Genomic DNA, 25565 nt, shown 5'->3' with positions numbered 1-25565 from the left:
TCTCCGCAATGATACAGGTTTTTTTTAAACATAAACGATCTGAGATTCTATCACTTTTTTACCAAGCTTTTCTAAAACCGATTGGTATTCATCGAGTTGACGTTGATGCTTTTCCTGCTCATCACCTGTTTTAAAATCGATGATGATAATTCCATCTTCAGTTTCGATTAATCGGTCTGGACGATAGATTGATGAGGTTCCGTTTTCGGAAATCATAATGTCTTTTTCATTGATAACGACTTGATTTTCTGTGAAATACTTCGAATAATTTTCATTATTAATGATATCAAATATGCGATCGCTGATTTGAAGTTGCTCATCGTTGGTAATGGTTCCTTCCAAAAGATAACTTTCTAAAACTTTTTCTACATCTTTTGCCGTATTAATTCTAGCTAATATTTCGTGGGTAAAAATTCCCATTCTCACTTTTTCTACCCGATTTTGATAGCTTTTCGTCGGCGTTGCAATTTTAATCGCGTTGGGATATTTATCTTTTTCAGAGGTTAGATAAATAGCTTTTGTCGTGAATTCTGTGCTTTTAATTTTACTCTTTTTCTTCAAATCGTATGCGGTGACTTCATATAAATCAAAAGATAAATTCGGTTCTCCCGTTTCATCACGTGGAATTTTAGGTTCTAAATAATCATAGATTTCTAAATGGTTGCTTGTTTTATTAGGCATTTCAATATAGAAGAAAAGCTGCTCTGCGGCTCTGGTCGTCGCCACATATTGCAAACAGAATTGATCGATTTTTTCTTGGTAAGAATTCTCAGAATTAAAGCCTGCAATTTCTGGATCATAAATTTCTAAACTCGTATCGAAAAAATTGACATTCACAGAATTAAGCTGTTCCTCCGTATTTGTACCAAACCAATAACTGCTTTTCTTAGAACCGGCCGCGTTTTTCATGGGCAAAAGAACCACTGGAAACTCTAACCCTTTTGATTTGTGAATCGTCATAATCTGTATCGCATCAACGTTTTCAGAAGCCTGGATGGTTTTCTTATTGGCTTCTTCAGCCCAATATTTTAAAAATTCTTTTAAAGTAGAACCAGCATTTTGAGAATAGGCATAAATCATTTCTAGATAATTAAAGAGAAAATCGGTTTCTTTATCTTTTACTGCAAACTCGTGTAAGAAATGTTCTATAAAATTATAAAGGTTTAGTTGAAGTAAATCTTTGGATTGCAGCTGAAGTCCATACTTTTCTGCAATGGAAACTTCTATTTCTGATTTTGTCTTCAAAGTCAGCAGTTCCATAATTTCATTGCTGAAATCTTCCATTTCTATTCGTCCTAAGACCTTTAAATAGTAAAGCATTTTAACTGGAAACTGTAAGTTTTTAGGGTTTTCTTCCCACTTCAAAAACTCTGTCAGGGCTAATAATGTCAGCGATAAGTTCAAGGTTAAACCAGATTCAGAAATCGTTTTGATGTAAACTTCTTCCCCTCTGTAATTGACTTTTAAATTCCCTAACAACTGAGAAAAAGTAAAAATATCAAAGTTGCCACGACAAAGAATGGTAATATCCGAAAAGCGAAATCCGTTTGCTAAACAACTTTCAATGTCGTCACGCATTTTAGTGGAAGCGTTTTCATAGTACAAACTTTTCTTGCTGGCATTTTCAATTAGATTAATTCGAACCCGACCTTCCATTTCTGATTTTGCCGTCTGATGAGAGCCTTTTCCGAAAATTTCCTGATGTTCTTCCTCCGTAAATTGCGACATATATTCATACAACTGATTGTTGAAATCAACGATATTTTTCGCACTCCGATAGTTATTTCCGAGATTTTCTACTTTAGCAGGAATTGAAGATTGTCCCTTATGATTAATGATATCCAGCATCAATTGAGAATTGCCACCGCGAAAACGATAGATGCTTTGTTTAGGATCACCAACCAAAGTAAAACTCATATGTTCCTGGGAAATGGCGTGATCTCTCAACGGTAAAAAATTTTGCCATTGCAATAAAGAAGTATCTTGAAATTCATCAAAGAAATAATGCGAGAATTTGGTTCCGATCTTTTCATAAATGAAAGCAGTTGGCTCCTCCCGAAGATTCTCGTGAATCATGATATTGAATTTTGACAGTAAGACCAAATCGTTTTCCTGTTCAATTTCCGCCAGTTTATCCTGAATGTCTTTATTTACCTTTAAAGGTAAAAGTGCATTGAGAATTTTTTCTTTCTTTTCGGCCTCAACGTGATTAGTGATTATTCTTTTGCGATGGTCTCGCAGATAATCCAAAATCTCTAAAATCTCCGACTGTTTATGCTTCGCTTTTGACGAACAACCTTTACAATTTTTTTCGTCTCTTTTATCTTCCTCATCTTGAGTTAAGTATAGTTTAGGAAGTTTTGTCTTTAGAAATTTTTCAAAGAAACCACCAATTCCATTAGCTCCGCTAAAGAAATCTCCCACTTCTAAATCTTTTTCCTGCAATAAGTTCATTACTTCTTCTGCAGTTTTAATGGAATCTTCCCGCAGATCTTTGATGCTTTTTCGCAGCGTCTTTTTGGTCCGTTCATAAACTTCCCAGTCGAAATCTTTATTGGTGTTTAATTGAAAATAATGTTTGTCCTGAACATATTCCTTTGCCGAATAATAAAGGGTCTTGTTAAGGTCGATACGATCATTATTATCTAAAGTATAATTCACAAAATCCATGAAGGCTTCAGAGATTATATTATCTTCACCAATGTCTTCCAGCATTTTATCGACAGCTTCAATAAGAAAAGGTTCAGGATTAATTTCTAAATTAAAGTTTTGGGCAAGACCTAATTCCTGGGCAAAACTTCGGACTAATTTCGCGTTAAACTTATCTATGGTCCCGATATTTAAAGTAGAGTAGTGGTGGAGAACATAATCCAGCATTTTCTTAGAACGCTCATGTAAATCTTTTAACGGAATATTGAAGCCTTCATTTTTTAGCTTTTCTTGAATATTTATAAGATCATTATTGGTCTCATAGGTCTCCAGTGAAAACTTTTTCAGCCAGTCTATAATCCGGTGCTTCATCTCATTAGCGGCTTTGTTGGTAAAGGTGAGCGCCAAAATAGTTCTGATTTTATCAGCTTGGGAAGGATACTTTAAACAAATAGCTAACAGATTCTGAACCAGCGCATAAGTTTTTCCAGAGCCAGCAGAAGCATTGATTACTTTATAGTCGGGTTGCATGTTTTTATTTTATTGAGTTTAAAAATAGGAAATTAATTTGTTAATTCAGAAATAAATCTTACTTTTGCAATCCAAAATGAGATGTAAATTATGTTAATAATCCCCGTAAAAGATGGTGAATCCATCGACAGAGCATTAAAAAAGTACAAAAGAAAGTTTGATAAAACTGGAACTATTAGAGCTCTAAGAAGTCGTCAACAATTCAATAAGCCTTCAGTTGTGAAGAGAGCAGCGAATACAAAAGCCGCCTACAAACAAAGAAACTTGAGCATCGAAGAGCAATCTTAAAGTAAGTTTTCTTTAAGAACATACCTAAATCACTTTTCAAATACTTATATTTGGAAAGTGATTTTTTGTTGTATATAACGACATGATAGAAAGATTTTTAGAATATATTGAAGTAGAAAAACGCTATTCGCCACACACTGTGACGAGTTACCGTAAAGATTTATCCGATTTCTCCACCTTTCTGTTGAAAACAGAATCGCATCAGGATTTCGCGATAGTCGATAAAAAAATTATTAGAAATTTTATGGTTGACCTAAGTGAGTCGCAAATTTCTAAACGCAGCATTAATCGCAAGCTATCGTCCCTGCGAAGTTTTTTCCTCTTTTTATTAAAGGTTGATTCCGTTCAAGTCTCGCCTTTGGAAAACATACAATCCCTTAAATTCTACGCTGAGAAACAAATTCCTTTTTCTAAAGAAGAGATGGACGAGTTGCAATCTATGGGCGGAAAGCCGAAAAACGGAAATTTCCTCAAAGAACTGATTATCGAGACCTTATATCAAACAGGAATGCGGAAAGCGGAACTTACCAATCTTTTATTGAATAATGTAGATTTCAGCAAAAAAGAAATTAAGGTAATTGGTAAAGGAAACAAATCCCGGATTATTCCTATTTCAGATAAACTACTTGAAAAATTTTCTTACTATCTGACAAAAAGAAACGCGCTAGAACTTAGTGAGATGTACTTCTTCCTTAGTGAAAAGGGTAAAAAACTAAATGATAAATTTGTCTACTCTGCGGTAAATTCCTACCTTGGTCTTGTCACTTCAAAGACCAAAAGAAGCCCTCATATTTTAAGACATAGTTTTGCAACGCATGTTTTAGAAAATGGGGCTGAAATTTCTAAAGTGAAGAAATTAATGGGTCATTCGTCGTTGGCATCCACACAAGTTTACACCACGGCGAATATTGAACAACTAAAGAAAGTGTTTAACAATGCTCATCCTAGAGCGAAAAAAAATTTAGATTATGAAAATTAAAGTTCAGTCAATTGGTTTAACTCCACATGCACCACTTGAAGAGTATTTGGAAAAGAAATTGAATAAGTTAGAAACTTTTTATGATAAGATCCATGGTTGCCAAGTTTTTCTAAAAGTAGAAAACGGTGGAGGAAAAGATAATAAGACCGCAGAGATCAAGTTGGAGGTTCCAGGTGATGATATCGTTGTAAAAAAGACTTCTGCCTCTTTTGAAGAGAGTATTGACCTGTGTGCTGATGCCGCTAAAAAACTGTTAATCAAGAAGAAAGAACTTGCTTAAAAAAAATTATTGAAAAAGTTCAATAAATATTTGTAGGATTCAAAAAAACTACGCTATATTTGCACTCGCAAAAACAGATAAGTAGTTCTTTAAAATCTTTGCCTCCGTAGCTCAGCTGGCTAGAGCAGCTGATTTGTAATCAGCAGGTCGTGGGTTCGAGTCCCTCTGGAGGCTCTTAGAAAAAATAAAAATTGGGGAGGTTCCAGAGTGGCCAAATGGATCAGACTGTAACTCTGCTGTCTTACGACTTCGTAGGTTCGAATCCTACTCTCCCCACATTTTTTCTTTAAAAGGTTTTGTATAATTGTAAATTTAATTTAAGTTTGCAAATCGTTTACCAACAATTTTTGGAAACAAAAATGCGGAAGTAGCTCAGTTGGTAGAGCGTCAGCCTTCCAAGCTGAATGTCGCGAGTTCGACCCTCGTCTTCCGCTCTAAAAAATCACAACCAACACATCGGCTTGTGATTTTTTTTTAAAGTCTTGCCGACTTAGCTCAGGGGTAGAGTGCTTCCTTGGTAAGGAAGAGGTCGTGAGTTCAAATCTCATAGTTGGCTCTAATTTAATCTCTCTTATTAAGAGAGATTTTTTTTATTTAAGAGCAGCTCTGTAAATTTTGCGAGAATGGATAATTTACGAATAAGCAGTTTTAGATTTATTCTCCATTCCTTTTCTTCAATTTTTAGTTTTATTTCTCTCTGAAAACATAAAGTTTTTATAAATACAGTTTAGGATTTTCTCAAATAAAATTTTTTCCCTAAATTTGCAGTCCTGTATTTCCCTTATATGCAGTAATGTGCAAATAATTCTTTTGAATTTTGAACTTTTTATTTAAAAAGGTTTTCAATATTCAAAAAATGACTATATTTGCGCACTGAAAAAAGGAATAATAATTAATAAATAATTTATATCATGGCAAAGGAAACGTTTAATCGTAACAAACCACACTTGAACATTGGTACCATCGGTCACGTAGACCATGGTAAAACTACACTTACTGCTGCAATCAGCAAGGTGTTATCTGACAAAGGATTCGGAACTGCTAGAGATTTCTCTACAATCGATTCTGCACCAGAAGAAAAAGAAAGAGGTATTACAATCAATACTTCACACATTGAATATGAAACTGCAAACAGACACTACGCTCACGTAGACTGTCCAGGTCACGCCGACTATGTGAAAAACATGGTTACAGGTGCTGCTCAAATGGATGGTGCTATCTTGGTAGTTGCTTCTACAGACGGACCAATGCCTCAAACTAGAGAGCATATCCTTCTTTGTCGTCAAGTAAACGTTCCTAACGTACTTGTATTTATGAACAAAGTTGACATGGTTGACGATGCGGAATTATTAGAACTAGTAGAAATGGAAGTAAGAGAACTTCTTTCTTCATATGACTATGATGGTGATAACACACCAGTAATTCAAGGTTCTGCTTTAGGTGGACTTAACGGTGAGCCGAAATGGGTAGAAAAAATCGAAGAATTAATGGAAGCGGTTGATACTTGGATTGAACTTCCAACTAGAGACGTTGACAAACCATTCTTGATGCCTATCGAAGATGTATTCTCTATCACAGGTCGTGGTACAGTTGCAACTGGTAGAATTGAAGCAGGAGTTATCAACACTGGAGATGGTGTAGATATCGTAGGTATGGGTGATGAAAAATTAACATCAACTGTAACTGGAGTAGAAATGTTCCGTAAAATTCTAGACAGAGGTGAAGCGGGAGATAACGTAGGTATCTTATTAAGAGGTATTGAAAAAACCGACATCAAAAGAGGTATGGTTATCGTTAAGTCTGGTTCAGTGAAACCACACAAACACTTCAAAGCTGAGGTTTATGTTCTTTCAAAAGAAGAAGGTGGTCGTCACACTCCGTTCCACAACAAATACCGTCCACAGTTCTACGTAAGAACTACTGACGTTACAGGTGAAATCTTCTTACCAGAAGGTGTAGAAATGGTAATGCCAGGAGACAACTTAACAATTACAGTAGAATTGTTACAGCCAATCGCTCTTAACGTAGGTCTTAGATTTGCGATCAGAGAAGGAGGTAGAACAGTTGGTGCTGGTCAGGTAACTGAAATCTTAGATTAATTTCTAAATAAATATTAAAGTTCCGTAGGGAAACCACGGAACTTTTTTTAATCTACGGGCATCGTCCAATGGTAGGATACCGGTCTCCAAAACCGTTGATCAGGGTTCGAGTCCTTGTGCCCGTGCAAATAAATGATAATGAGTTTAGTAGATTTTATTAAAGGTTCTTATTTTGAATTCAAAGATAAAGTAGAATGGCCGAAGTGGCCAGAGCTACAGTCATCAACCGTAGTTGTAACTATTGGTACAGTGATTTTAGCGCTTTTTGTTTTTGGTGTTGATTCATTGTTCAGTAAATCTATTGCGAATATAATTTCGCTCTTTATCAATCTGTTCAATTAAAATTATTTTCCAAAATGAGTGACTTGAAGTGGTATGTTCTGAAATCCATCAGTGGACAGGAAAATAAAGTGAAAACTTATATTGAGAACGAAATGAAGCATTACGGTTTCGAAGATTTCGTAACTCAGGTGGTCATTCCTATGGAAAAAGTAATCCAGATTAGAAATGGTAAAAAGGTTCCCAAAGAAAAACCATATTACCCAGGATACTTAATGGTTGAGGCAAATCTTGTAGGAGAAATTCCTCACATCATCAAAAATATTCCAGGAGTTATTTCTTTTTTGAGTTCAACCAAAGGTGGTGATCCTGTACCAATGCGTAAATCTGAAGTGAATAGAATGTTAGGTAGAATGGATGAGCTTTCTGAGTTCGCACACGAAACCGCCATTCCTTTCGTAGTGGGTGAGAACGTAAAAGTAATCGATGGACCTTTTAATGGTTTCAACGGTACTGTTGAGAAATTACATGAGGAAAAAAAGAAAATAGAAGTTTCAGTAATGATCTTCGGACGTAAAACTCCGATGGAATTAAGTTTTATGCAAGTAGAGAAAGTTTAAATTACTTTTAAAAATATCGAAAATCCATCTTAATCAAATTAAGATGGATTTTTATTTAAATAATGATGCGCTTCTTCTAAGCGATTGGATTGTAGGAAACTATTATGTGATTTGTTTAGGATTTCATCAAATTAATTCTTGTGTAATCGAAAAAAAATCTTAATTTTGCAATCCGAAATGTAGAGTGGTGAGATAAGATCACTTCTTTGCAGATTTATAAATGCTTCCACATTCATAAATTATTAATTTTTAAAAAATCAAAATGGCTAAAAAAGTCTTTAAAATGGTTAAGCTCCAAGTAAAAGGAGGAGCAGCAAATCCATCTCCACCAGTAGGTCCAGCTTTGGGTTCTGCCGGGGTGAACATTATGGAGTTTTGTAAGCAATTTAACGGAAGAACTCAAGACAAGCCGGGACAAGTTTTACCTGTAGTAATTACAGTATTCGAAGACAAATCATTTGAATTCGTTATTAAAACTCCACCCGTAGCAATCCAACTTTTAGAAGCTTCTAAGCAGAAAAAAGGTTCAGGAGAGCCAAACCGACTTAAAGTTGGTGGTGTATCTTGGGAACAAGTTAAAAAAATTGCCGAAGATAAAATGGTAGATCTTAATTGCTTTACTATCGATGGCGCCCTTACTATGGTTGCAGGAACTGCAAGATCTATGGGATTGAGAGTAACAGGAACTAAACCAACTAACGCTTAAAACTAATAGAAATGGCAAAATTGACAAAAAAGCAGAAAGAAGCTTTAAGCAAAATAGAAAAAAATAAAGTTTACACACTTGACGAAGCTTCGGCTTTGGTGAAAGAAGTAAACACAGCAAAATTCGATGCTTCCGTAGACATCGCTGTTCGATTAGGAGTTGATCCTAGAAAAGCGAATCAAATGGTAAGAGGAGTAGTTTCTCTTCCACACGGAACTGGTAAGGATGTTAAAGTTTTGGCTTTAGTAACACCTGATAAAGAAGCAGAAGCAAAAGAAGCTGGTGCTGATTATGTAGGTCTTGACGAATATTTACAGAAAATTAAAGATGGTTGGACAGATGTTGACGTGATCGTTACCATGCCAGCTGTTATGGGTAAATTAGGTCCATTGGGTAGAATTTTAGGTCCAAGAGGTCTAATGCCTAACCCTAAATCAGGAACTGTAACGATGGATATCGGTAAAGCAGTATCTGAAGTGAAATCAGGTAAGATTGATTTTAAAGTTGATAAATATGGTATTATCCATGCTGGAATCGGTAAGGTATCTTTTGATGCTGCTCAAATTAAAGAAAATGCTGCTGAATTAATTCAGACATTGATGAAATTGAAACCAACTGCCTCTAAAGGTATTTATGTAAGAAGCATTTATTTGTCTTCTACCATGAGTCCGGGTATTGCAATTGATGCTAAATCTGTAAACTAATAATCTGTAAGACAATGACAAAAGAAGCTAAAGTATTAGTAATACAAGAATTAAAGGAAGTGTTACAAGACGCGAAAGTGGTTTATGTAGCAAGTCTAGAAGGAATGAATGCTGCTGCGACTTCAGATTTTAGAAGACAAGCATTTAAACAAAATATCACACTAAAAGTTGTAAAAAACACTTTGTTACAAAAAGCATTGGAACAAATCGAAGGAGTAGATTACTCAGAGATGTTCCCAACTTTCAAAGGTAACTCGGCTATTATGATTTCGGAAACAGCTAATGCTCCGGCAAAGTTGATTCAAGGATTCAGAAAAAAAGCAGAAGTTCCAGCTTTGAAATCTGCTTACTTACAAGAAACGTTCTATGTTGGCGACGAAAACTTGGCTGCTTTAGTTAGCATCAAGTCTAGAGAAGAAATGATTGGTGAAATCATCACATTGCTTCAATCTCCACTTAGAAATGTTCTATCTGCACTTCAAAATAAAGACGAAGCTAAGGAAAATGCTGAAGAAGCTACTCCAGAAGCTGAAGAAGTTAAAGCGGAAGAAATTCCAGCTGCAGAAGCTGCTCCAGAAGCAAGCACTGAAGCTAAAGACGCACCAAGTGCAGAGTAATTAGACTCAAAAAACTCAAAATAAATCGTTCAACAATTAAAACATTATCAAAATGTCAGATTTAAAAAACTTAGCGGAAACGCTTGTAAACTTAACCGTCAAAGACGTAAATGAATTAGCTACTATCCTTAAGGATGAGTACGGAATCGAACCAGCTGCTGTAGCTGTTGCTGCTGTTGCAGGTGGTGGAGAAGCAGTAGAAGAAAAAACTGAATTCGATGTAATCTTGAAAGCTGCAGGTGCTTCTAAATTAGCAGTTGTAAAATTAGTTAAAGATTTAACTGGTGCAGGTTTGAAAGAAGCGAAAGATATGGTTGATTCAGCTCCGACTGCAATCAAAGAAGGTATCTCTAAAGACGAAGCTGAAGCTTTGAAAAAACAATTAGAAGAAGCTGGTGCTGAAGTAGAAGTTAAATAATTCTACTCGACCTTTTAATTAAGCCGGTTCCTTTGGGAAGCGGCTTTTTTTGAATCTTTTTTAGATCACATACAGTTTTTTCACTTAGGGTTAAATCACCCTATTTTTGATTTTAAGATTATTAAATAAGAAAAAATTTTTTTTCTTGGGATGCGTATTGTAGTTTTGTTTTAGAATTAATCTTTTTCGGAAGGGCAATTCGAAAACACAAACACAAACACAAACACAATTTTGAAAAAAAATATATATATTCCATCATGGAAATATAGTATTTGGCAGCGCTTTTTTAAAATGCGAGTCATCCTGCTATTTTTATGTTCCACTCCCTTATTTTATTTTGGGACGGAACAACTTCCCGTAATTTCTACTACCAGTCACGATTTTATTTATATTGAAGGCAACGCTATACTGTATGGCGAGGTGCAGCAGTCTAGCGAGCGCGTAGCAAAACTTACTGCTTCTCCAAAACCAAAAAACGGCAATAACGAAGAGAAGATTGCAACAATATCAGCGCAAATTAAAGATCATCATATCTCGAGAGATCAAAGAATTAAAAAAATTCAGGAGCAAGTTAATTCGCGAATTAATTTTAATTATTTTCTTGCTGATCAATCATATTTTTTTTTAATAAATTCTTCCGACAGTTATTCGGGAGAAATGGCGCTCGCAGCATATTCTTTTAAATTTTTGGGGGATTTTACATCTACCATTGAGTTTGCGCGTTTGTTACCGTTATACATAGAAAAGCAGAAATTATTCATTTCCCTTTCTTATTTGCAATTCGGAAACTTCCGAAGTTCTTCTCTGCGTGCACCGCCAGCCTTTTTTGTATAATTTCACTTTCAATTCAGATCCATTTCGAGGAATAAATCGCATAAGATTTCATATAGGCATTAATTTGATTACTTATCTCAAGTTGGTGAAATTTTCGAAAGAAATACTTTTATGTGACCTTGAATGATCATGAGATGAACTATCAAAAACTCAAAGAGTTTAATTAGTGAATAGTAGGAACTCTTGACATTTAGCAAACACAAACACACACAAAATGAAAAAAAATATCTTTTTAAAGATACTGCTCTTCGTATCCGTACTCAGCAGTAGTTTTATATATGCGGATGGGTCGAAAGATCTTTATCCTAATGGAGCCACAGGTTTACGAGCTTATCTTCGATCAAGCTTAACTGCGACCGAGAACTGGCCTTTTCCAAATCAAGGAGTTCATTATGTCTATGCAGAAGTAGGCGAGCGAATTACTTTAGCATCCAGTGCGCAGGATGCTGGCGCAACTTCCAGAATCAGACTAATCGCGCCAGATGGAGCTATAGTTGTCAACAACAATACCGTAGCAGGTTTAATTTCGAATAGAAGTGAAGAAAAAGCTGGTCCACAGTTGTTTGGAGGAATTGTATCAGGAAGGTATACTCCTATTTATTACAAAGTTGTAAAGGCAGGAATTTACCGCGTAGAATTTGTTGCAAGAGGTACAACCAATCCGGATTATACGGTCCTAGCGAACAGCAATTGGGTCCAAGATAATAGCGTCGGTATAATGGCTTGGGATGTTTCAGTAATCAATGCGGGCAATTCTGCTTTTATTCCTGGTAGAGTTTACACTAATATATTAAATTTAAGCAACGGTCTAAGTAACGTTAGTACTGACGGTTTTTACGGACTAATTTATGCGCTAACAAAAGATGGGTATACTTATCGCGTTAATAACAACGGGAATAATGGAATTTACTTTACCTTTTTTGTCAATAACAACGGTTTTATTGACTCTATGCAAAATCCAATTTATAAAAGTTTAAACGGTTCTTCACCAGGTTTTTTAGCTGGTAAAGTACATAATCCTAATACAGCAGATACGGCAAAAAACATTACGCATAAAATGTTTTATACCTTGCCAAGTAACGATCTTCCCACCTCATCTGTTGGCGCCGTTCCCAGTTTACTGTCTGTCCCTAGTACATGGCTTAAAAATCCAGTGGTCACTCCACATGTTACACAGGTCTCAATTGTCGGTGTGGAAGGTGTTGTGGGACAAGTGAGTAAGAAGGGGGGTTACATAAAGTTTGATGCAGATGTACAAGGCACTTACAGCATTACCGTACAAGCTACACCAGCAAATCCTGCTTTTGTTCCTCGAGTATTAAATGGCCCATCATCTGCTGGTACAAATCAAATTTTTTGGGATGGAAAAGATGGAAGTGGTGCAGCATCGCCAGTTGGTACTTATCCTGTAAAAATTACAACACGCTTACAAGGTGCTGAAGTCCATTTCCCTTACATTGATATGGAATACAATAAAAGGGGAACTATTGTGCAATTACTTGATCATGTTCAATTAAATACGCTCCCCAATCCAGTAGTCTTCCCAGTTTCGGATATTGTATATTGGAATGATACTGGGATTACAGGTACAACTACAGGTAGTGTACCTACGCCTATAAATAACAGTGCTGGTATATCTAGTGTTACGAATGGTCACAAATGGGGAAGTAGTTCAAATGGTGGTTCAAGCGGTTTGTTTGGCGATGAAAAAGCGATTGACACCTGGACTTTTATAAAAGCCGAAGAGGCGACCGTTATAACCAGTGTTATGGTGAAAAGTGCCGATCTAATGGTTAACTCCATTACCCCAAACCAAACAAGCGTTTTAGTAGGCGACCAAGTTTCGTATACCATTAAAGTAAAAAACGGTGGACCGAGCGATGTGGTCGGTGCTCCTTTCCTATTTAAAGTTCCCGCCGGTTTGTCACCACAGAATATTCAGTTTGTCGCAGGATGTGGTACAGAAAGTGTTGCTATGACTTACAATGCAGGTACCAGTACGTACTCATCAAAGCTAAATCTTATAAGTGGGTGCGAAATTACCTATATCATCAACGTAACGGTTTCGAATGTAGCTGTCGCAGGTAACCAACAGGTAGAAGCTGCAATTTTACGCACCAATGATGTTACCGATCCAGACGCTACAAATCCAAATATTACAATTCCTCCCACTGATCCTTATTATGAATGTGCAAACAATGGCTTGGGTGGTTCATGTAATAATATTAAGAAAAACAATATCGTAGTAGTAACACTTGCTTGTTTTAATCCTCAGAATACTTTGAATTTAGGAAGTCCTGCAGAGCATGGCATCACTTTGCTACAGCGAGCTGGTTCCGATAATGGTAATTGGCCGATGATCAGAACTTCAGCGTTCACTGTATTAGAATCCAACTCCAAGGGATTTGTAATCACCAGAATGACAACATCACAGATTGCCGGAATTACTGCGCCACGAGAAGGAATGATGACGTACGATACAAATATGCACTGTCTAAAAATTTATGCAGACGGCATTTGGAGTTGCTTTAATAAACCTGGTTGTCCTTAATTTAAATTAATTACCGAGGAAGATATTTAAATTGAGTTTATAATATATTCCTCCTTTCAATAACTCAAAATTATAAAACAAGATGAAAAAGATACTCACAAGTGTATTATTTACACTAATAATAGGTGTTAACGCACAGGTAATTATTGGAGACGCTGTCGGAACACCAGGATCAAAAACCTCCGTCTTATTAGATTTCGCAGCTAATCAAGATAAAGGGATCATTGTTCCTTATGTAAGAACACTTCCAACCACTCTACCAACACGTGTAGAAGGTACTATTTTGTTGGATGCAAGTGTTGCGACTAACGCAAGAATGAAACTTTACAACGCGAACACCGATCCTGGAACAAACGGATGGCTGGATTTGAGTGGACAAGACGCGGATGTAAGTGGGGCTTTAATAAGTCAACCAACCGGCGTTCTAGAAATCAGTTCCAAAGCAATTATTGGCGCGGTAAGCTCAAACGCAGATGGTGTGTTGGTTTTAGAATCCACTACCAAAGCAATGATTTTACCCATTGTTGATGATGTGCAAAATATTCTAAGTCCTTCTCCAGGAATGATGGTTTACGTTAAAGGTGTGACGCCCAATTTTAAAAAACGACTTGCCGTTTTTAATGGCGCAAAATGGTCTTTCTGGAAACCATAGAAAAAATATTATTGATAAAAATCACTCCTTAGGAGTGATTTTTAATTGTTATAGTGAAATATTTAAAGTATTATTGCAAATAATTATTATTTAATTAATGATTACGAAGTAATTACTGAATTTTGTTAAACAGACTTTTCGTTGCCGATTCCAAATCAACCTTAGATCAAAGAGAGTCTACCATTAGATTCTTTTTTTTTATAGGCCTATTTTCGTTTTTACTGAAGCCAGCATTGTTTTTTTCGACAGAAATTACAACAGCGGTGCAAGAGGAAAATCATAAAGAAGTTCTTTATGTGATTGGTGGTGCAGTAGTTTTTGGTACTTCCTATATTCACACCGAAGAGATTAAAAAAATAACTTTAAAAAAGACGGTGTCTAAAGATGAGCTTGATGAAATAAAAATTTCTTCTATTTCTAAACAGGCTGCGAAAATAAAAAAAGAGCAGAAAGAACGAACAAACAAAATACGACCCAATATCAGCGTAACAAAGCGCTACTCAAATGTTCCAACTAAAGAAAACATAAAGGGATCTTTAGGGATGAAATTTAGTATGGTTTTAATTTCCTCGTCTCACTATTCCTTTCGTGGGCTGATTCTTGGAATTACGATATCTCAACCTATAATATTTTTTAAAAACCAATTAGTCGAACAAAAATATTATACTTCACTTTCTTATTTGCAATTTGGCAAATACCGCAGTTCTTCCCTACGCGGACCTCCACAGATTTATTACAAATCGCAATTAGAACATGTTATGATTTAAAATCGGATAAGAACTTAAATCGTCCTCTTTAATGTTATAATTTTATTTGACACCCTTAAAAACATCTCAAATTTTATTGAAATTATAGATGGTATGTGGTGTTGAAAGTTTCTAAATTAATCAATAAAATTATATTTTGAAAAAAAAATATCTACTGTAAAAAATATATCAGCAAAAATTTTGCACCTACGATAAAAATTAGTTAATACATAATAAATAATTAAAGATATAGTAGTGCTGCACCAAATGGTGATTCTCCAATTAAATTTCGGATTCAAATTTACAGTTCTTCATAATGATAAACTTTAGAAGGAATGAGTTCCAAATTTAAATTTTAGAGAGTGCGACCACCATTTTCTTAACAAGCATTCAATTAAAACTGACCATAAAATTGTTGATATAATTTTTGGTTTTACCTATTGGCTGTACAAAATTTACTTAAAAAAACCTTAAACGATTCTGATAATTTGTTTATCAGTACCATCACAAACACGATAATGAATAGAATAATTTCAAAGACCTTTTCACTTCTATTTGCACTTGCGATCTTTGTTTCTTTCGGAACATTAAAAGCCCAATGCGATATAACCAATTTTACAGCCACCCCTATACAGGGAACTTGTACACAAGATGGTAAGATTAATGTATCTGTTACAGGTGCCACTAATTGCACGGGGCCACAGGCTTTTGCCACTTTACAAGATGCTGCTGGCAATACCATTGAATTTCTGCCATTAAATAATTCTGGTAACATGACGTTCCTGAACCTATTACCAGGTAAATATTCTGTCCGAGTAATGAGAACTGGTATGGTTGCAACGACAGTTGATAACATTATGGTTACTACAAGATACAATCCTATGGTTATAAGTACATCTAGAACTAATACATCTTGCGCCAGTACTGATACAATGAATCCTCCCGACGGATCTGTTGTCGCAAGTCACACTGGGGGGACAGGGCCATTTGTTTATGATTTAATTTTAAATGGTGCTATAAAAGCTACTTCAGGCAGTATTACAACAAGAAGTTTTACTTTCAATAATTTATCTGCCGGCGAATATAACGTTCGAGTTACCGACAATAGTACAGGATGCCCAAGTGCGGTGACACAAAGTGCAACAGTAGCCTCAACTATTTCTAATCCACTAAATTTTTATTATGATAGATTTAGACCAGATGAAACTACTTGCGGTAAAGTAACATATAGATTTGCTGTTATAAATGGTTATTCACCAGGTCTTAAAAAAACAGGTGCGGCAACAGCTAAGAAAAATGGTGTTCCGATTAGCAGCAGCAGCAGTGGGGGTGGAGCGTTTAATTTTACAGAATTATCTCCGGGCGATTTAATTACTGATATTCGAGTTACTGATGGTTGCAACACAGTGAGTAGAAGTGATTTTACAGTACCAAGTATCTCACCACAATTTGATGATTTCTTAAGTGTTAATTTAATCGGATCTCAAACGAACTGCGTGTCTACAAATGATGTTTTAGTTTCTGGCTTAATCACTGAACGTCCTCCTGGTGCCCCATTTTCATTTGCATTCCAAACAAATAATTCACTGACCTTATTAAAAGAGAGTCCTTTTAATTCTGGGACCTATGTACAAACCCAACAATTTACAAATGTTACCCAGCTAAGTGTTACTGGTGGTGGATTCATTATACGTGGTTTAGATTTAAATGAACGATATAAGTTGGTTGCAATGGATGATTGCCATACGGTAGAAAAAATATTTCTTGCAGATGGGGTGTATAATAACCCATTAACTAAATCAACTTTAAGAGAAGCAAATTCACTGCTACAAGGAACTTCTACTATTGAGATTAGGGGTGAAAATGGTGGCACTTGGGGTAGTACAGAGCCGCTCAATTTTCCCATCACTGCGACGATCAATAGAGAAGAAGGGAATACTACAATTGTCGCAGCTCACCCATATGAATTAGGTGGAACATTTAATTACACTTTTCCATTTGATGTCATTTATCCAAAATCACTAGTTCCGGCACATACATGGTCTAATCATCCTAACATTGGAAATTTGCCTTTAGGGAATTATGTTGTTACGTTAACTGATGCCTGTGATTATTTTGTTACAAGAACTATAGAATTAAAAGCGCCTGCTACCTATAATCCAAGCATAACATTTAATACTGGTTGTGACAAATCCGATATAATGTTTGATTTAAATGAAACTGGTGTTGCAGATTTTGTTTTTACTGAACTTTACAAGAATAACAATGGATCACTTGGAGCCTTAGTCCGGAATGCCGCTGAGAATCCTACTAACAAATATAGTGGTCAATTTAGCGCGATCCCACCTGGAGAATATTTTATTAAATTTTCCAACGCGCGCTTTAGAGCACCACTTCGAGACAAAGGCGATTTTGATCAAAATAACTGGCAATCGGATATTAAGCAATTAAAGTTAAATCGAGAATACAAAGTTGCTGTTACAGTACCACCTTATGAGCAAGTGGCTTTTTCAACAACCTCTTCATTTTGCGATACCAATAATAATGACTCAGGCATTCTCAGTATCGAAGCGACAGGAATTCCCATAGGTGGAATTACATACAGCATATGGGCAGATACTTTAAATCCAGATACTGATACGCCAACGCAAACAAGTGGTGTTTTGGCTCCAACAGCAGTAGAGTTTTTATTTGAAAATCTTAGTTCTGGCACTTATAAAGTACGTGTGATAACAGATTGTGGTTTCACAGAACAAACAGTAGATTTAAGACAGGGCGTAACTATTTTCCCCGAACCTTACGCAAATCCAGCAAACATTTGTGTAGAAGATGCTACAACTTTATCTATTGCAATTCCAGAAAATTTGTATGATTTTATTTGGAAAGATAGTGGTGGCAATACAGTTGGTGATAACGCTAACAGCATTATCGTATCCCCAATAGCAAATGAAACTTACACGGTTACCTATACTTTAAAATCAACCTTGGGTTGTGCGACTGTTCCTAAGATTTCAGATCCTATTTTGGTAACTGTTACTGAATGTGTATGCTACAATGATCCGAATATGACCGACAAGGGAATTCCTAGTAACCATGGTATTACTTTGCTGCAACGCGCAGGTTCCAATAATGGTAATTGGCCAATGGTCAGAACTTCTGCGCATACTGTTTTAGAATCCAATCAAAAAGGATTGGTTATTACAAGAATGACGAGTGATCCGGCCCAGTCAGCAGCAGTGAATTATATCGCAAATGTTACAAATCCAGTTGAAGGTATGATGATTTACGACACCTTCTCCAAATGTTTGAAAATTTATAATGGAACGGCATGGAACTGTTTTAGTACCGCAACCTGTCCGTAAATAAAAACTTTAGAAGCGATACTAGATTTCCCTTCTTAATTAAAATAATCTCAAAAAACAATAAATGAAAAATATAATCACAATTATATTGCTTGGAATGATAACGGGCATTAAGGCCCAAGTAATTATCGGCGATGCATTGGGAACTACAACCGATAAAACTTCTGTTTTACTTGATTTTGCAGCTGGCCAAAACAAAGGTTTAATTCTTCCCTATGTACGAGAACTGCCTACATCAAATGCTCTAACCGAAGGTGCTATTATTTTAGATGCAACGAGACCCACCTCGGCAAGGGTTAAATTTTACAACGGAAGTTCGTGGGTCGATCTTAGCGGACAAGATGCTAATCTTGTTAACCCAATCGATCACCTAGCAGTTCAACCATCAATTTTAGCTGCGCCTGAATCACTAATTGCAAAAGCGATAATCGGAGCGAAAAGTTCAGTAGCAGATGGAGTTTTAGTTTTGGAGTCTGATACTAAGGCGATGATCTTACCAATCGTTTCAGATGTGCAGAAAATCCCAAAACCTTCGCCAGGCATGATGGTTTATGTTAATAAAACTGGAAAGAAAAGATTAGCCGTTTTTAATGGCGCAAAATGGTCTTTCTGGAAACCATAATAGATACTAATCATAGGGAAGTCACTTCGAAAGGAGTGACTTTTTTATTTCTTCAAAATTTTAGATATATAAAATTCATATTATCATTATAATTTCTCCGTTAAATATTTCCAATACCTTTTCGGCAAAGACTGAACATGAAGTTTTAAATTTTTTCGTTCTGGGATATTCGTTTTAAAAAAATATCGTTGCCACAATTTCTGATATTGAATTTCTTCTTCGTGAAGGATGTTTTCTGTTTTTTTCAACTGTTGAGTCTGTTCTAGGGCAGGTTCAAAAAATTGAACATCAGTCAGATCATAAAAAATTCCGTAATGTCGTTTCAAATCATAGATCATCCATTTCTGATCCCGATATCGATTTTTGAAATGGCTTACAATTAAAGGAAGGACATTAAAATCGGGTTCGATTTTTGAAAAATAAACTTCATCTTGTAATTTTTCAAAACGAACGAACGCATGCATTCGGTGAACTTCCCGACTGATTGATTTCGTGATTTTTGCAATATCCATGATGTCAATCGCGGCAAAATTGTTTAAGATATTTTCTTTTGGATGTTGAATAGATGAAGAAACTGCGGAAAGAATCAACCGCTCGGCATGTTCACTTTCGGATAAATAAACTCGAAGCAACTGCGAAACGCCTTTCTTACCTAAATTGATTTCAAGCTTTTTTAAAACTCGATCTGCCTTTTGTTGATCCGTAATTACTTCATGATGCTCGGTAAAAATAGATTCACTTTGGTAATTTTCTGTTGCGATAATTGTCGCTGGTTCAAAACGATATTCGTATACTTCGAAAACAGCGGTCATTAAACCTTCAAAAGTTCCATCGTAAAGAAGCGTGGTCATTTAAAAAAGCGTCAGTTGTTGAGAATGTGGATTTTGGAATTTTAATTTCATTCCTTGAAGAATAATTTTTCTAAAATTAAAATCATCGATATACTTTGTAAATACATTCTGCGATTCGAATTCAACAAAATATTTCGCACGATTCGTCGCCACGCCCATTTTTTTAAGATGTTCTAAATTGAGTTTTTGGAATTTTCGAGCATGTAAAATTTTATTTACAGATTTTCCGCCAATTCCTGGAATTCTAAAAATCATTTCTTTCGTAGCGGTATTAATGTTGACCGGAAATTGTTCACGGTGCCTTAACGCCCAAGCCAATTTTGGATCTACTTCTAAATCCAGAAACGGATTGCTTTGATCTAAAATCTCATCCGCTTTAAAACCATAAAACCGCATCAGCCAATCTGCTTGATATAAGCGGTTTTCACGAAGCATCGGAACTTGTGAATCAATTGACGGTAATCTTTTATCTTCCAACATCGGCACGTAACCGGAATAGTAAACTCTTTTTAAATTGAAATTCTTGTAGAAATGATCAGCGACTTTTATAATTTTCAAATCAGTTTCATTAGTTGCTCCTACAATAACTTGGGTCGATTGTCCGGCTGGTGCGAACTTTGGAACATTTTTAAAGATTTTCTTTTCCTCTTTATATAAGATCAATTCATTTTTAATAAAACCCATTGGCTTAATCATTTCATCATGTGATTTCTCCGGAGCCAAAAGTTTTAATCCTGCCGTGGTTGGGATTTCTAAATTAATGGAAAGTCGATCAGCATACAACCCAGCTTCCTTCATTATTTCATCACTCGCACCAGGAATCGATTTCAAATGAATGTAGCCATTGAATTTATGTTCGGTTCGAAGTTTTTTTGCCACCCGAACCAATCGCTCCATGGTTGTATCAGCATCTTTAAAAATTCCAGAGCTTAAGAATAAACCTTCAATATAATTACGACGATAAAAATTAATCGTTAAATCAACAACTTCCTCCACCGTGAACGCAGCTCTTTTAATATCGTTCGATTTTCTGGAGACGCAATACGCACAGTCAAAAATACAGTGATTGGTTAATAGAATTTTCAGCAAAGAAACACATCGGCCATCTTCGGTATAGGAATGACAAATTCCTGAAGCGTGACTATCTCCTAAACCGCCATTTTTATTCTTACGATTTCCACCGCTAGAAGAGCACGACACATCATATTTCGCTGCGTCAGCTAAGATTTCGAGTTTTTCTTGAAGGCGGGGAAAGTTCATTAATTATAGTATTAAGGGAGTCAAAAGTACAAACTTTGAAGAGAGTGAACAAAAATTTATTGAAGTTTAACAGTAGGTGTAAATCATTAATAATGAAGTGTTTTAATTGTCTTGCTTGAGCAAAAAAAAGAATGTTTAGTTAATATTATTATCATTTAAATGATTATTGAAAATAATTTTTTAGATTTGAATTCGATTAGCCAGTTAATTTTTATTCTCTGTAAAAATTAAATTATTTTTCCTCAGCAGGAAATTTGGTTACGGTTCAAAATCAGAGTGTTATTTGTGAAAACCAAATTAATACCTTACCTTTGCAGTCAATTTTGGCGCATATAATTGTTTACTTGACTTTAAAATATTGACTATCAACTCTTTCATTTTTTGAAAGGGCATTTTTCGTTTTTATAATCAAGCCAAATAATATTTACCGCCAGAATTACAGTGAAAATATTTTGCACTACGTCGTGAAAAGATATACCGATGTTGCAATTAGAAAGAGCCAAGAATAAAGAGCCAAGAGCCAAGACTTCTCCTGATTGCGCCAAAAATCAACCGTCTAACCTCTAATTTCTTCTTCAGTTTCTTTCTGATATTTTGAAAACAAAATATTTTTTAACCCTCATTCTTTAATTTTTTTATGAGTAAATCTAAAGCAGTCGCTAAAACTCAGGCTAATCAAAGGATTAATTTTTCTGAAGCAAAAGGAAAAATTATTACCCCTGACTTTTTGGACATTCAGATCCAATCTTTCAAAGAATTTTTCCAGTTGGATACCCTTCCGGAGCAGAGACTCAAAGAATCTTTGTACAAAACCTTTGAAGAAAATTTCCCAATTACTGATTCAAGAAACAATTTCGTTTTAGAATTTTTAGACTATTTGGTAGATTCGCCACGATACTCGAGAGACGAGTGTGTAGAAAGAGGTTTAACCTATTCGGTTCCTTTAAAAGCACGTTTGAAATTATACTGTACCGACCCGGAACATGAAGATTTTCAAACCGTAGTTCAAGACGTTTATTTAGGACCAGTTCCTTATATGACGCCGTCTGGATCATTTATTATTAATGGTGCTGAGCGTGTTATCGTAACTCAGTTACACCGTTCACCAGGGGTTTTCTTTGGTCAAACGTACCATGCCAACGGAACAAAGTTGTATTATTCTAGAATTATCCCTTTCAAAGGATCTTGGATGGAATTTACGACCGACATTAATAATGTGATGTTTGCGTATATCGATCGTAAGAAAAAATTGCCTTTAACAACCTTGTTAAGAGCGATTGGATACGAATCTGATAAAGACATTTTACAAATATTCGACCTTGCTGAAGAAATTAAAGTTTCTAAAGCAGCTTTGAAAAAAGTAGAAGGAAGAGTTCTTGCAGCGAGAGTTTTGAACACTTGGTTCGAAGATTTCGTTGATGAAGATACAGGTGAAGTAGTTTCTATTGAAAGAAATGAAATCATCTTAGATAGAGAAACTGTTCTTGAAAAAGAGCATGTTGAAATGATTATTGATTCTGGTGTGAAATCTATTTTGATTCACAAAGAAAATTCTCATGAATTTTCAATTATCCAAAACACTTTACAAAAAGATCCAACCAACTCTGAAAAAGAAGCGGTGGAATATATTTATCGTCAGTTGCGTAACGCAGATCCGCCCGATGAAGAAACTGCACGTGGAATTATTGAAAAATTATTCTTCTCGGAGCAACGTTATTCATTAGGAGAAGTTGGTCGTTACCGATTGAACAAAAAATTAGGATTAAATATTCCTGAAAAAACTGAAGTTTTAACCAAAGATGATATCATTGCGATCGTAAGACATTTGATTCAATTGGTCAACTCTAAAACTGAAGTTGATGATATTGATCACTTATCAAACAGACGTATTAAAACTGTTGGTGAGCAATTATCAGGGCAGTTCGGAGTAGGTCTTTCGAGAATCGCCAGAACAATCCGTGAGAGAATGAACGTTAGAGATAACGAGATCTTTACTCCGATTGACTTGGTTAACGCGAAAACTTTAACCTCAGTAATCAACTCGTTCTTCGGAACCAACCAGTTGTCTCAGTTCATGGATCAAACCAATCCACTCTCAGAAATCACGCACAAGCGTAGACTTTCTGCCCTAGGACCTGGTGGACTTTCAAGAGAGAGAGCAGGATTTGAGGTACGTGACGTTCACCATACTCACTACGGTCGTATTTGTCCGATTGAAACTCCAGAGGGACCAAACATTGGTTTGATTTCATCTTTAGGTATTTATGCGAAAATAAATACGCTAGGTTTCATCGAAACTCCATATAGAAAAGTAGAGAACGGTAAAGTTGACTTAAAAGGTGCTCAAATTTATTTGAATGCTGAAGATGAAGAAGACAGAACGATTGCTCAGGCAAATATCGAAATGAAAGAAGATGGGACAATTCTTACTGAAAGAGTTATTGCTCGTTTAGACGGTGATTATCCTGTAGTTGAACCAAAACAAGTTGATTTAATTGATGTTGCACCAAACCAGATTTCTGGTATTTCTGCGTCATTAATTCCTTTCTTGGAGCATGATGATGCGAACAGAGCGTTGATGGGATCGAATATGATGCGTCAGGCAGTTCCATTATTGAAACCAGAAGCTCCGATTGTAGGAACAGGTTTAGAAAAACAAGTTGCTTCTGACTCAAGAGTTTTGATCAATGCTGAAGGAACAGGAATCGTAGAATATGTTGATGCTGATAAAATCACCATTAAATATGACAGAACAGACGACCAAAACTTGGTGTCTTTCGATTCAGGAACCAAATCATATAAATTAACCAAATTCCGTAAAACCAACCAGAGTACGACCATTACTTTAAGACCAAACGTAAGAGTAGGTGACAAAGTAGAATTTGGTCAGGTTCTTTGCGACGGTTATGCGACTGAAAATGGAGAATTAGCCATCGGTAGAAACCTTACTGTAGCATTTATGCCATGGAAAGGGTACAATTTTGAGGATGCAATTGTAATTAATGAAAAAGTAGTTCGTGAGGACTGGTTTACTTCAATTCACGTGGATGAATATACGCTTGAAGTTCGTGATACCAAATTAGGTATGGAAGAATTGACCGCAGATATTCCTAACATTTCTGAAGAAGCAACTAAAGACCTAGACGAAAACGGTATGATTAGAATCGGTGCTGATGTGAAGCCTGGTGATATCATGATTGGAAAAATTACTCCAAAAGGAGAATCAGATCCAACGCCGGAAGAGAAATTATTGAGAGCAATCTTCGGTGACAAAGCTGGAGATGTAAAAGATGCTTCGTTAAAAGCAGATTCTTCATTAAGAGGAGTTGTTATTAACAAGAAGTTATTCTCAAGAAATATCAAAGACAAAAAGAAAAGATCTGAAGAGAAATTGAAATTGGAGGAAATCGAAAACACGTATAAAGCGAAATTCGATGACTTAAGAGGAACACTTCTTGAAAAATTAGGAACTTTAGTAAACGGTAAAACTTCGCAGGGAGTTAATAACGATTTAGCTGAAGAGATTATCGGGAAAAGCGTGAAGTTTACAACCAAACTTCTTCAATCAGTTGAAGATTATGTAAACGTAAGCGGTGCAGACTGGACGGTTGATGCTGAACGTAACGAATTGGTTAAACAATTAATTCACAATTACAAAATCAAGTACAACGACATGAACGGTGTTAAAAACCGTGAGAAATTTGCCATCTCAATTGGAGACGAACTTCCTGCAGGTATCATCAAATTAGCGAAAGTTTATGTTGCGAAAAAACGTAAACTAAACGTAGGTGATAAAATGGCGGGACGTCACGGTAACAAAGGTATTGTATCGAGAATCGTACGTGAAGAAGACATGCCATTCCTAGAAGATGGAACTCCAGTAGATATCGTATTGAATCCACTTGGTGTACCTTCTCGTATGAACATCGGTCAGATCTATGAAACCGTTCTTGGTTGGGCTGGACAAAAATTAGGGTTGAAATTTGCAACTCCAATTTTCGACGGTGCAAGTTTAGAGCAGATTACAGAATATACAGAGCAAGCAGGTTTACCAAAATATGGTAGCACTTACTTATATGACGGTGGAACAGGTGAAAAATTCGCACAGCCAGCAACGGTTGGAATTATTTACATGTTGAAACTTGGTCACATGGTAGACGACAAAATGCACGCACGTTCAATCGGACCTTATTCATTGATTACGCAACAGCCATTAGGTGGTAAAGCGCAGTTTGGTGGACAAAGATTCGGTGAGATGGAGGTTTGGGCACTAGAAGCATTTGGTGCTTCGAATATCCTTAGAGAAATCTTGACGGTGAAGTCTGATGACGTGATTGGTAGAGCAAAAACTTACGAAGCGATTGCGAAAGGAGAAGCAATGCCTGAACCAGGTATTCCAGAATCTTTCAACGTATTACTTCATGAGTTGAAAGGACTTGGTCTAGATGTAAGACTGGAAGAATAATTTTAAATTTTATTGATACTTTTTGAATAGAAATATTCAATGCATTCACTTA

Annotated in this window: 20 protein-coding genes and 5 tRNA genes; 22 read left to right on the top strand and 3 right to left on the bottom strand. The window is 35.9% G+C overall.

Annotated elements, in window-relative coordinates; genetic code table 11:
* Positions 1 to 24 precede the first annotated feature (24 nt).
* The gene (locus BMX49_RS13850) at positions 25 to 3180 is read right to left on the bottom strand and encodes a UvrD-helicase domain-containing protein (RefSeq protein WP_034719142.1); all 3156 of its coding nucleotides are present in this window, start codon (positions 3178 to 3180) and stop codon (positions 25 to 27) included.
* Between the two features lie 90 nt (positions 3181 to 3270).
* On the opposite strand from BMX49_RS13850, the gene rpsU reads away from it, so the two are divergent.
* From rpsU to BMX49_RS13745, 21 genes are all read left to right on the top strand, one after another.
* Positions 3271 to 3468 (top strand): 30S ribosomal protein S21, encoded by a 198-nt coding sequence (gene rpsU / locus BMX49_RS13845; protein ID WP_034719145.1) that lies wholly within the window; start codon positions 3271 to 3273, stop codon positions 3466 to 3468.
* A gap of 82 nt (positions 3469 to 3550) precedes the next feature.
* On the top strand, positions 3551 to 4447 hold the full coding sequence (locus BMX49_RS13840) for a tyrosine-type recombinase/integrase (RefSeq protein WP_034719147.1): 897 nt from the start codon (positions 3551 to 3553) through the stop codon (positions 4445 to 4447).
* Complete coding sequence (locus BMX49_RS13835; protein WP_034719149.1) at positions 4437 to 4727, top strand: HPF/RaiA family ribosome-associated protein; 291 nt, start codon at positions 4437 to 4439, stop codon at positions 4725 to 4727. The genes BMX49_RS13840 and BMX49_RS13835 overlap by 11 nt, the downstream gene beginning before the upstream one ends.
* Positions 4728 to 4827: 100 nt before the next feature.
* Positions 4828 to 4901, top strand: a tRNA-Thr gene (locus tag BMX49_RS13830).
* 19 nt (positions 4902 to 4920) lie between these two features.
* Positions 4921 to 5003, top strand: a tRNA-Tyr gene (locus tag BMX49_RS13825).
* An 85-nt stretch (positions 5004 to 5088) separates the two neighbouring features.
* Positions 5089 to 5161, top strand: a tRNA-Gly gene (locus BMX49_RS13820).
* Positions 5162 to 5211: 50 nt separating this feature from the next.
* Positions 5212 to 5283: transfer RNA gene (locus BMX49_RS13815), tRNA-Thr, on the top strand.
* Between the two features lie 355 nt (positions 5284 to 5638).
* Positions 5639 to 6826: an elongation factor Tu gene (gene tuf, locus BMX49_RS13810; RefSeq protein WP_034719150.1), complete on the top strand. Its 1188-nt coding sequence runs from the start codon at positions 5639 to 5641 to the stop codon at positions 6824 to 6826.
* Positions 6827 to 6880: 54 nt separating this feature from the next.
* Positions 6881 to 6951, top strand: a tRNA-Trp gene (locus BMX49_RS13805).
* Positions 6952 to 6964: 13 nt separating this feature from the next.
* Positions 6965 to 7168: a preprotein translocase subunit SecE gene (gene secE, locus BMX49_RS13800; protein ID WP_034719151.1), complete on the top strand. Its 204-nt coding sequence runs from the start codon at positions 6965 to 6967 to the stop codon at positions 7166 to 7168.
* A gap of 14 nt (positions 7169 to 7182) precedes the next feature.
* On the top strand, positions 7183 to 7725 hold the full coding sequence (nusG, locus tag BMX49_RS13795; protein ID WP_034719153.1) for a transcription termination/antitermination protein NusG: 543 nt from the start codon (positions 7183 to 7185) through the stop codon (positions 7723 to 7725).
* Between the two features lie 262 nt (positions 7726 to 7987).
* Positions 7988 to 8431 (top strand): 50S ribosomal protein L11, encoded by a 444-nt coding sequence (gene rplK / locus BMX49_RS13790; RefSeq protein WP_034719157.1) that lies wholly within the window; start codon positions 7988 to 7990, stop codon positions 8429 to 8431.
* A gap of 11 nt (positions 8432 to 8442) precedes the next feature.
* Entirely contained in the window at positions 8443 to 9135 is a 693-nt protein-coding gene (gene rplA / locus BMX49_RS13785) for a 50S ribosomal protein L1 (protein WP_034719159.1), read from the top strand.
* A 14-nt stretch (positions 9136 to 9149) separates the two neighbouring features.
* Entirely contained in the window at positions 9150 to 9752 is a 603-nt protein-coding gene (rplJ, locus tag BMX49_RS13780) for a 50S ribosomal protein L10 (RefSeq protein WP_034719161.1), read from the top strand.
* A 52-nt stretch (positions 9753 to 9804) separates the two neighbouring features.
* On the top strand, positions 9805 to 10170 hold the full coding sequence (rplL, locus tag BMX49_RS13775) for a 50S ribosomal protein L7/L12 (RefSeq protein ID WP_034719163.1): 366 nt from the start codon (positions 9805 to 9807) through the stop codon (positions 10168 to 10170).
* A gap of 231 nt (positions 10171 to 10401) precedes the next feature.
* Positions 10402 to 11004, top strand: coding sequence for a hypothetical protein (locus tag BMX49_RS13770; protein ID WP_170166239.1), 603 nt, complete (start codon positions 10402 to 10404; stop codon positions 11002 to 11004).
* A 214-nt stretch (positions 11005 to 11218) separates the two neighbouring features.
* Entirely contained in the window at positions 11219 to 13555 is a 2337-nt protein-coding gene (locus BMX49_RS13765; RefSeq protein WP_051803717.1) for a phage tail-like protein, read from the top strand.
* Between the two features lie 82 nt (positions 13556 to 13637).
* Positions 13638 to 14207, top strand: a complete 570-nt coding sequence (locus tag BMX49_RS13760) for a phage tail-like protein (protein WP_034719167.1) — start codon at positions 13638 to 13640, stop codon at positions 14205 to 14207.
* A gap of 122 nt (positions 14208 to 14329) precedes the next feature.
* Positions 14330 to 14974: a hypothetical protein gene (locus BMX49_RS13755; RefSeq protein WP_034719169.1), complete on the top strand. Its 645-nt coding sequence runs from the start codon at positions 14330 to 14332 to the stop codon at positions 14972 to 14974.
* Between the two features lie 497 nt (positions 14975 to 15471).
* Entirely contained in the window at positions 15472 to 18315 is a 2844-nt protein-coding gene (locus BMX49_RS13750; protein ID WP_126337155.1) for a phage tail-like protein, read from the top strand.
* Positions 18316 to 18379: 64 nt separating this feature from the next.
* Complete coding sequence (locus tag BMX49_RS13745; RefSeq protein WP_034719173.1) at positions 18380 to 18937, top strand: phage tail-like protein; 558 nt, start codon at positions 18380 to 18382, stop codon at positions 18935 to 18937.
* Positions 18938 to 19023: 86 nt separating this feature from the next.
* Here the strand turns inward: BMX49_RS13745 and BMX49_RS13740 are convergent, their stop codons facing one another.
* A complete protein-coding gene (locus BMX49_RS13740; protein ID WP_034719175.1) occupies positions 19024 to 19788 on the bottom strand; it encodes a TIGR03915 family putative DNA repair protein in 765 nt (254 codons plus the stop codon).
* The gene (locus BMX49_RS13735) at positions 19789 to 21048 is read right to left on the bottom strand and encodes a putative DNA modification/repair radical SAM protein (protein WP_034719177.1); all 1260 of its coding nucleotides are present in this window, start codon (positions 21046 to 21048) and stop codon (positions 19789 to 19791) included.
* A gap of 637 nt (positions 21049 to 21685) precedes the next feature.
* On the opposite strand from BMX49_RS13735, the gene rpoB reads away from it, so the two are divergent.
* Positions 21686 to 25513 (top strand): DNA-directed RNA polymerase subunit beta, encoded by a 3828-nt coding sequence (gene rpoB / locus BMX49_RS13730; protein WP_034719180.1) that lies wholly within the window; start codon positions 21686 to 21688, stop codon positions 25511 to 25513.
* Positions 25514 to 25565 lie beyond the last annotated feature (52 nt).

Source organism: Kaistella antarctica (assembly GCF_900109615.1).
In the GTDB taxonomy this organism is placed as follows: Bacteria; Bacteroidota; Bacteroidia; order Flavobacteriales; family Weeksellaceae; genus Kaistella; species Kaistella antarctica.
The sequence above is the reverse complement of the archived record's forward strand: the minus strand, read 5'-3'. Positions and strand labels throughout refer to the sequence as shown.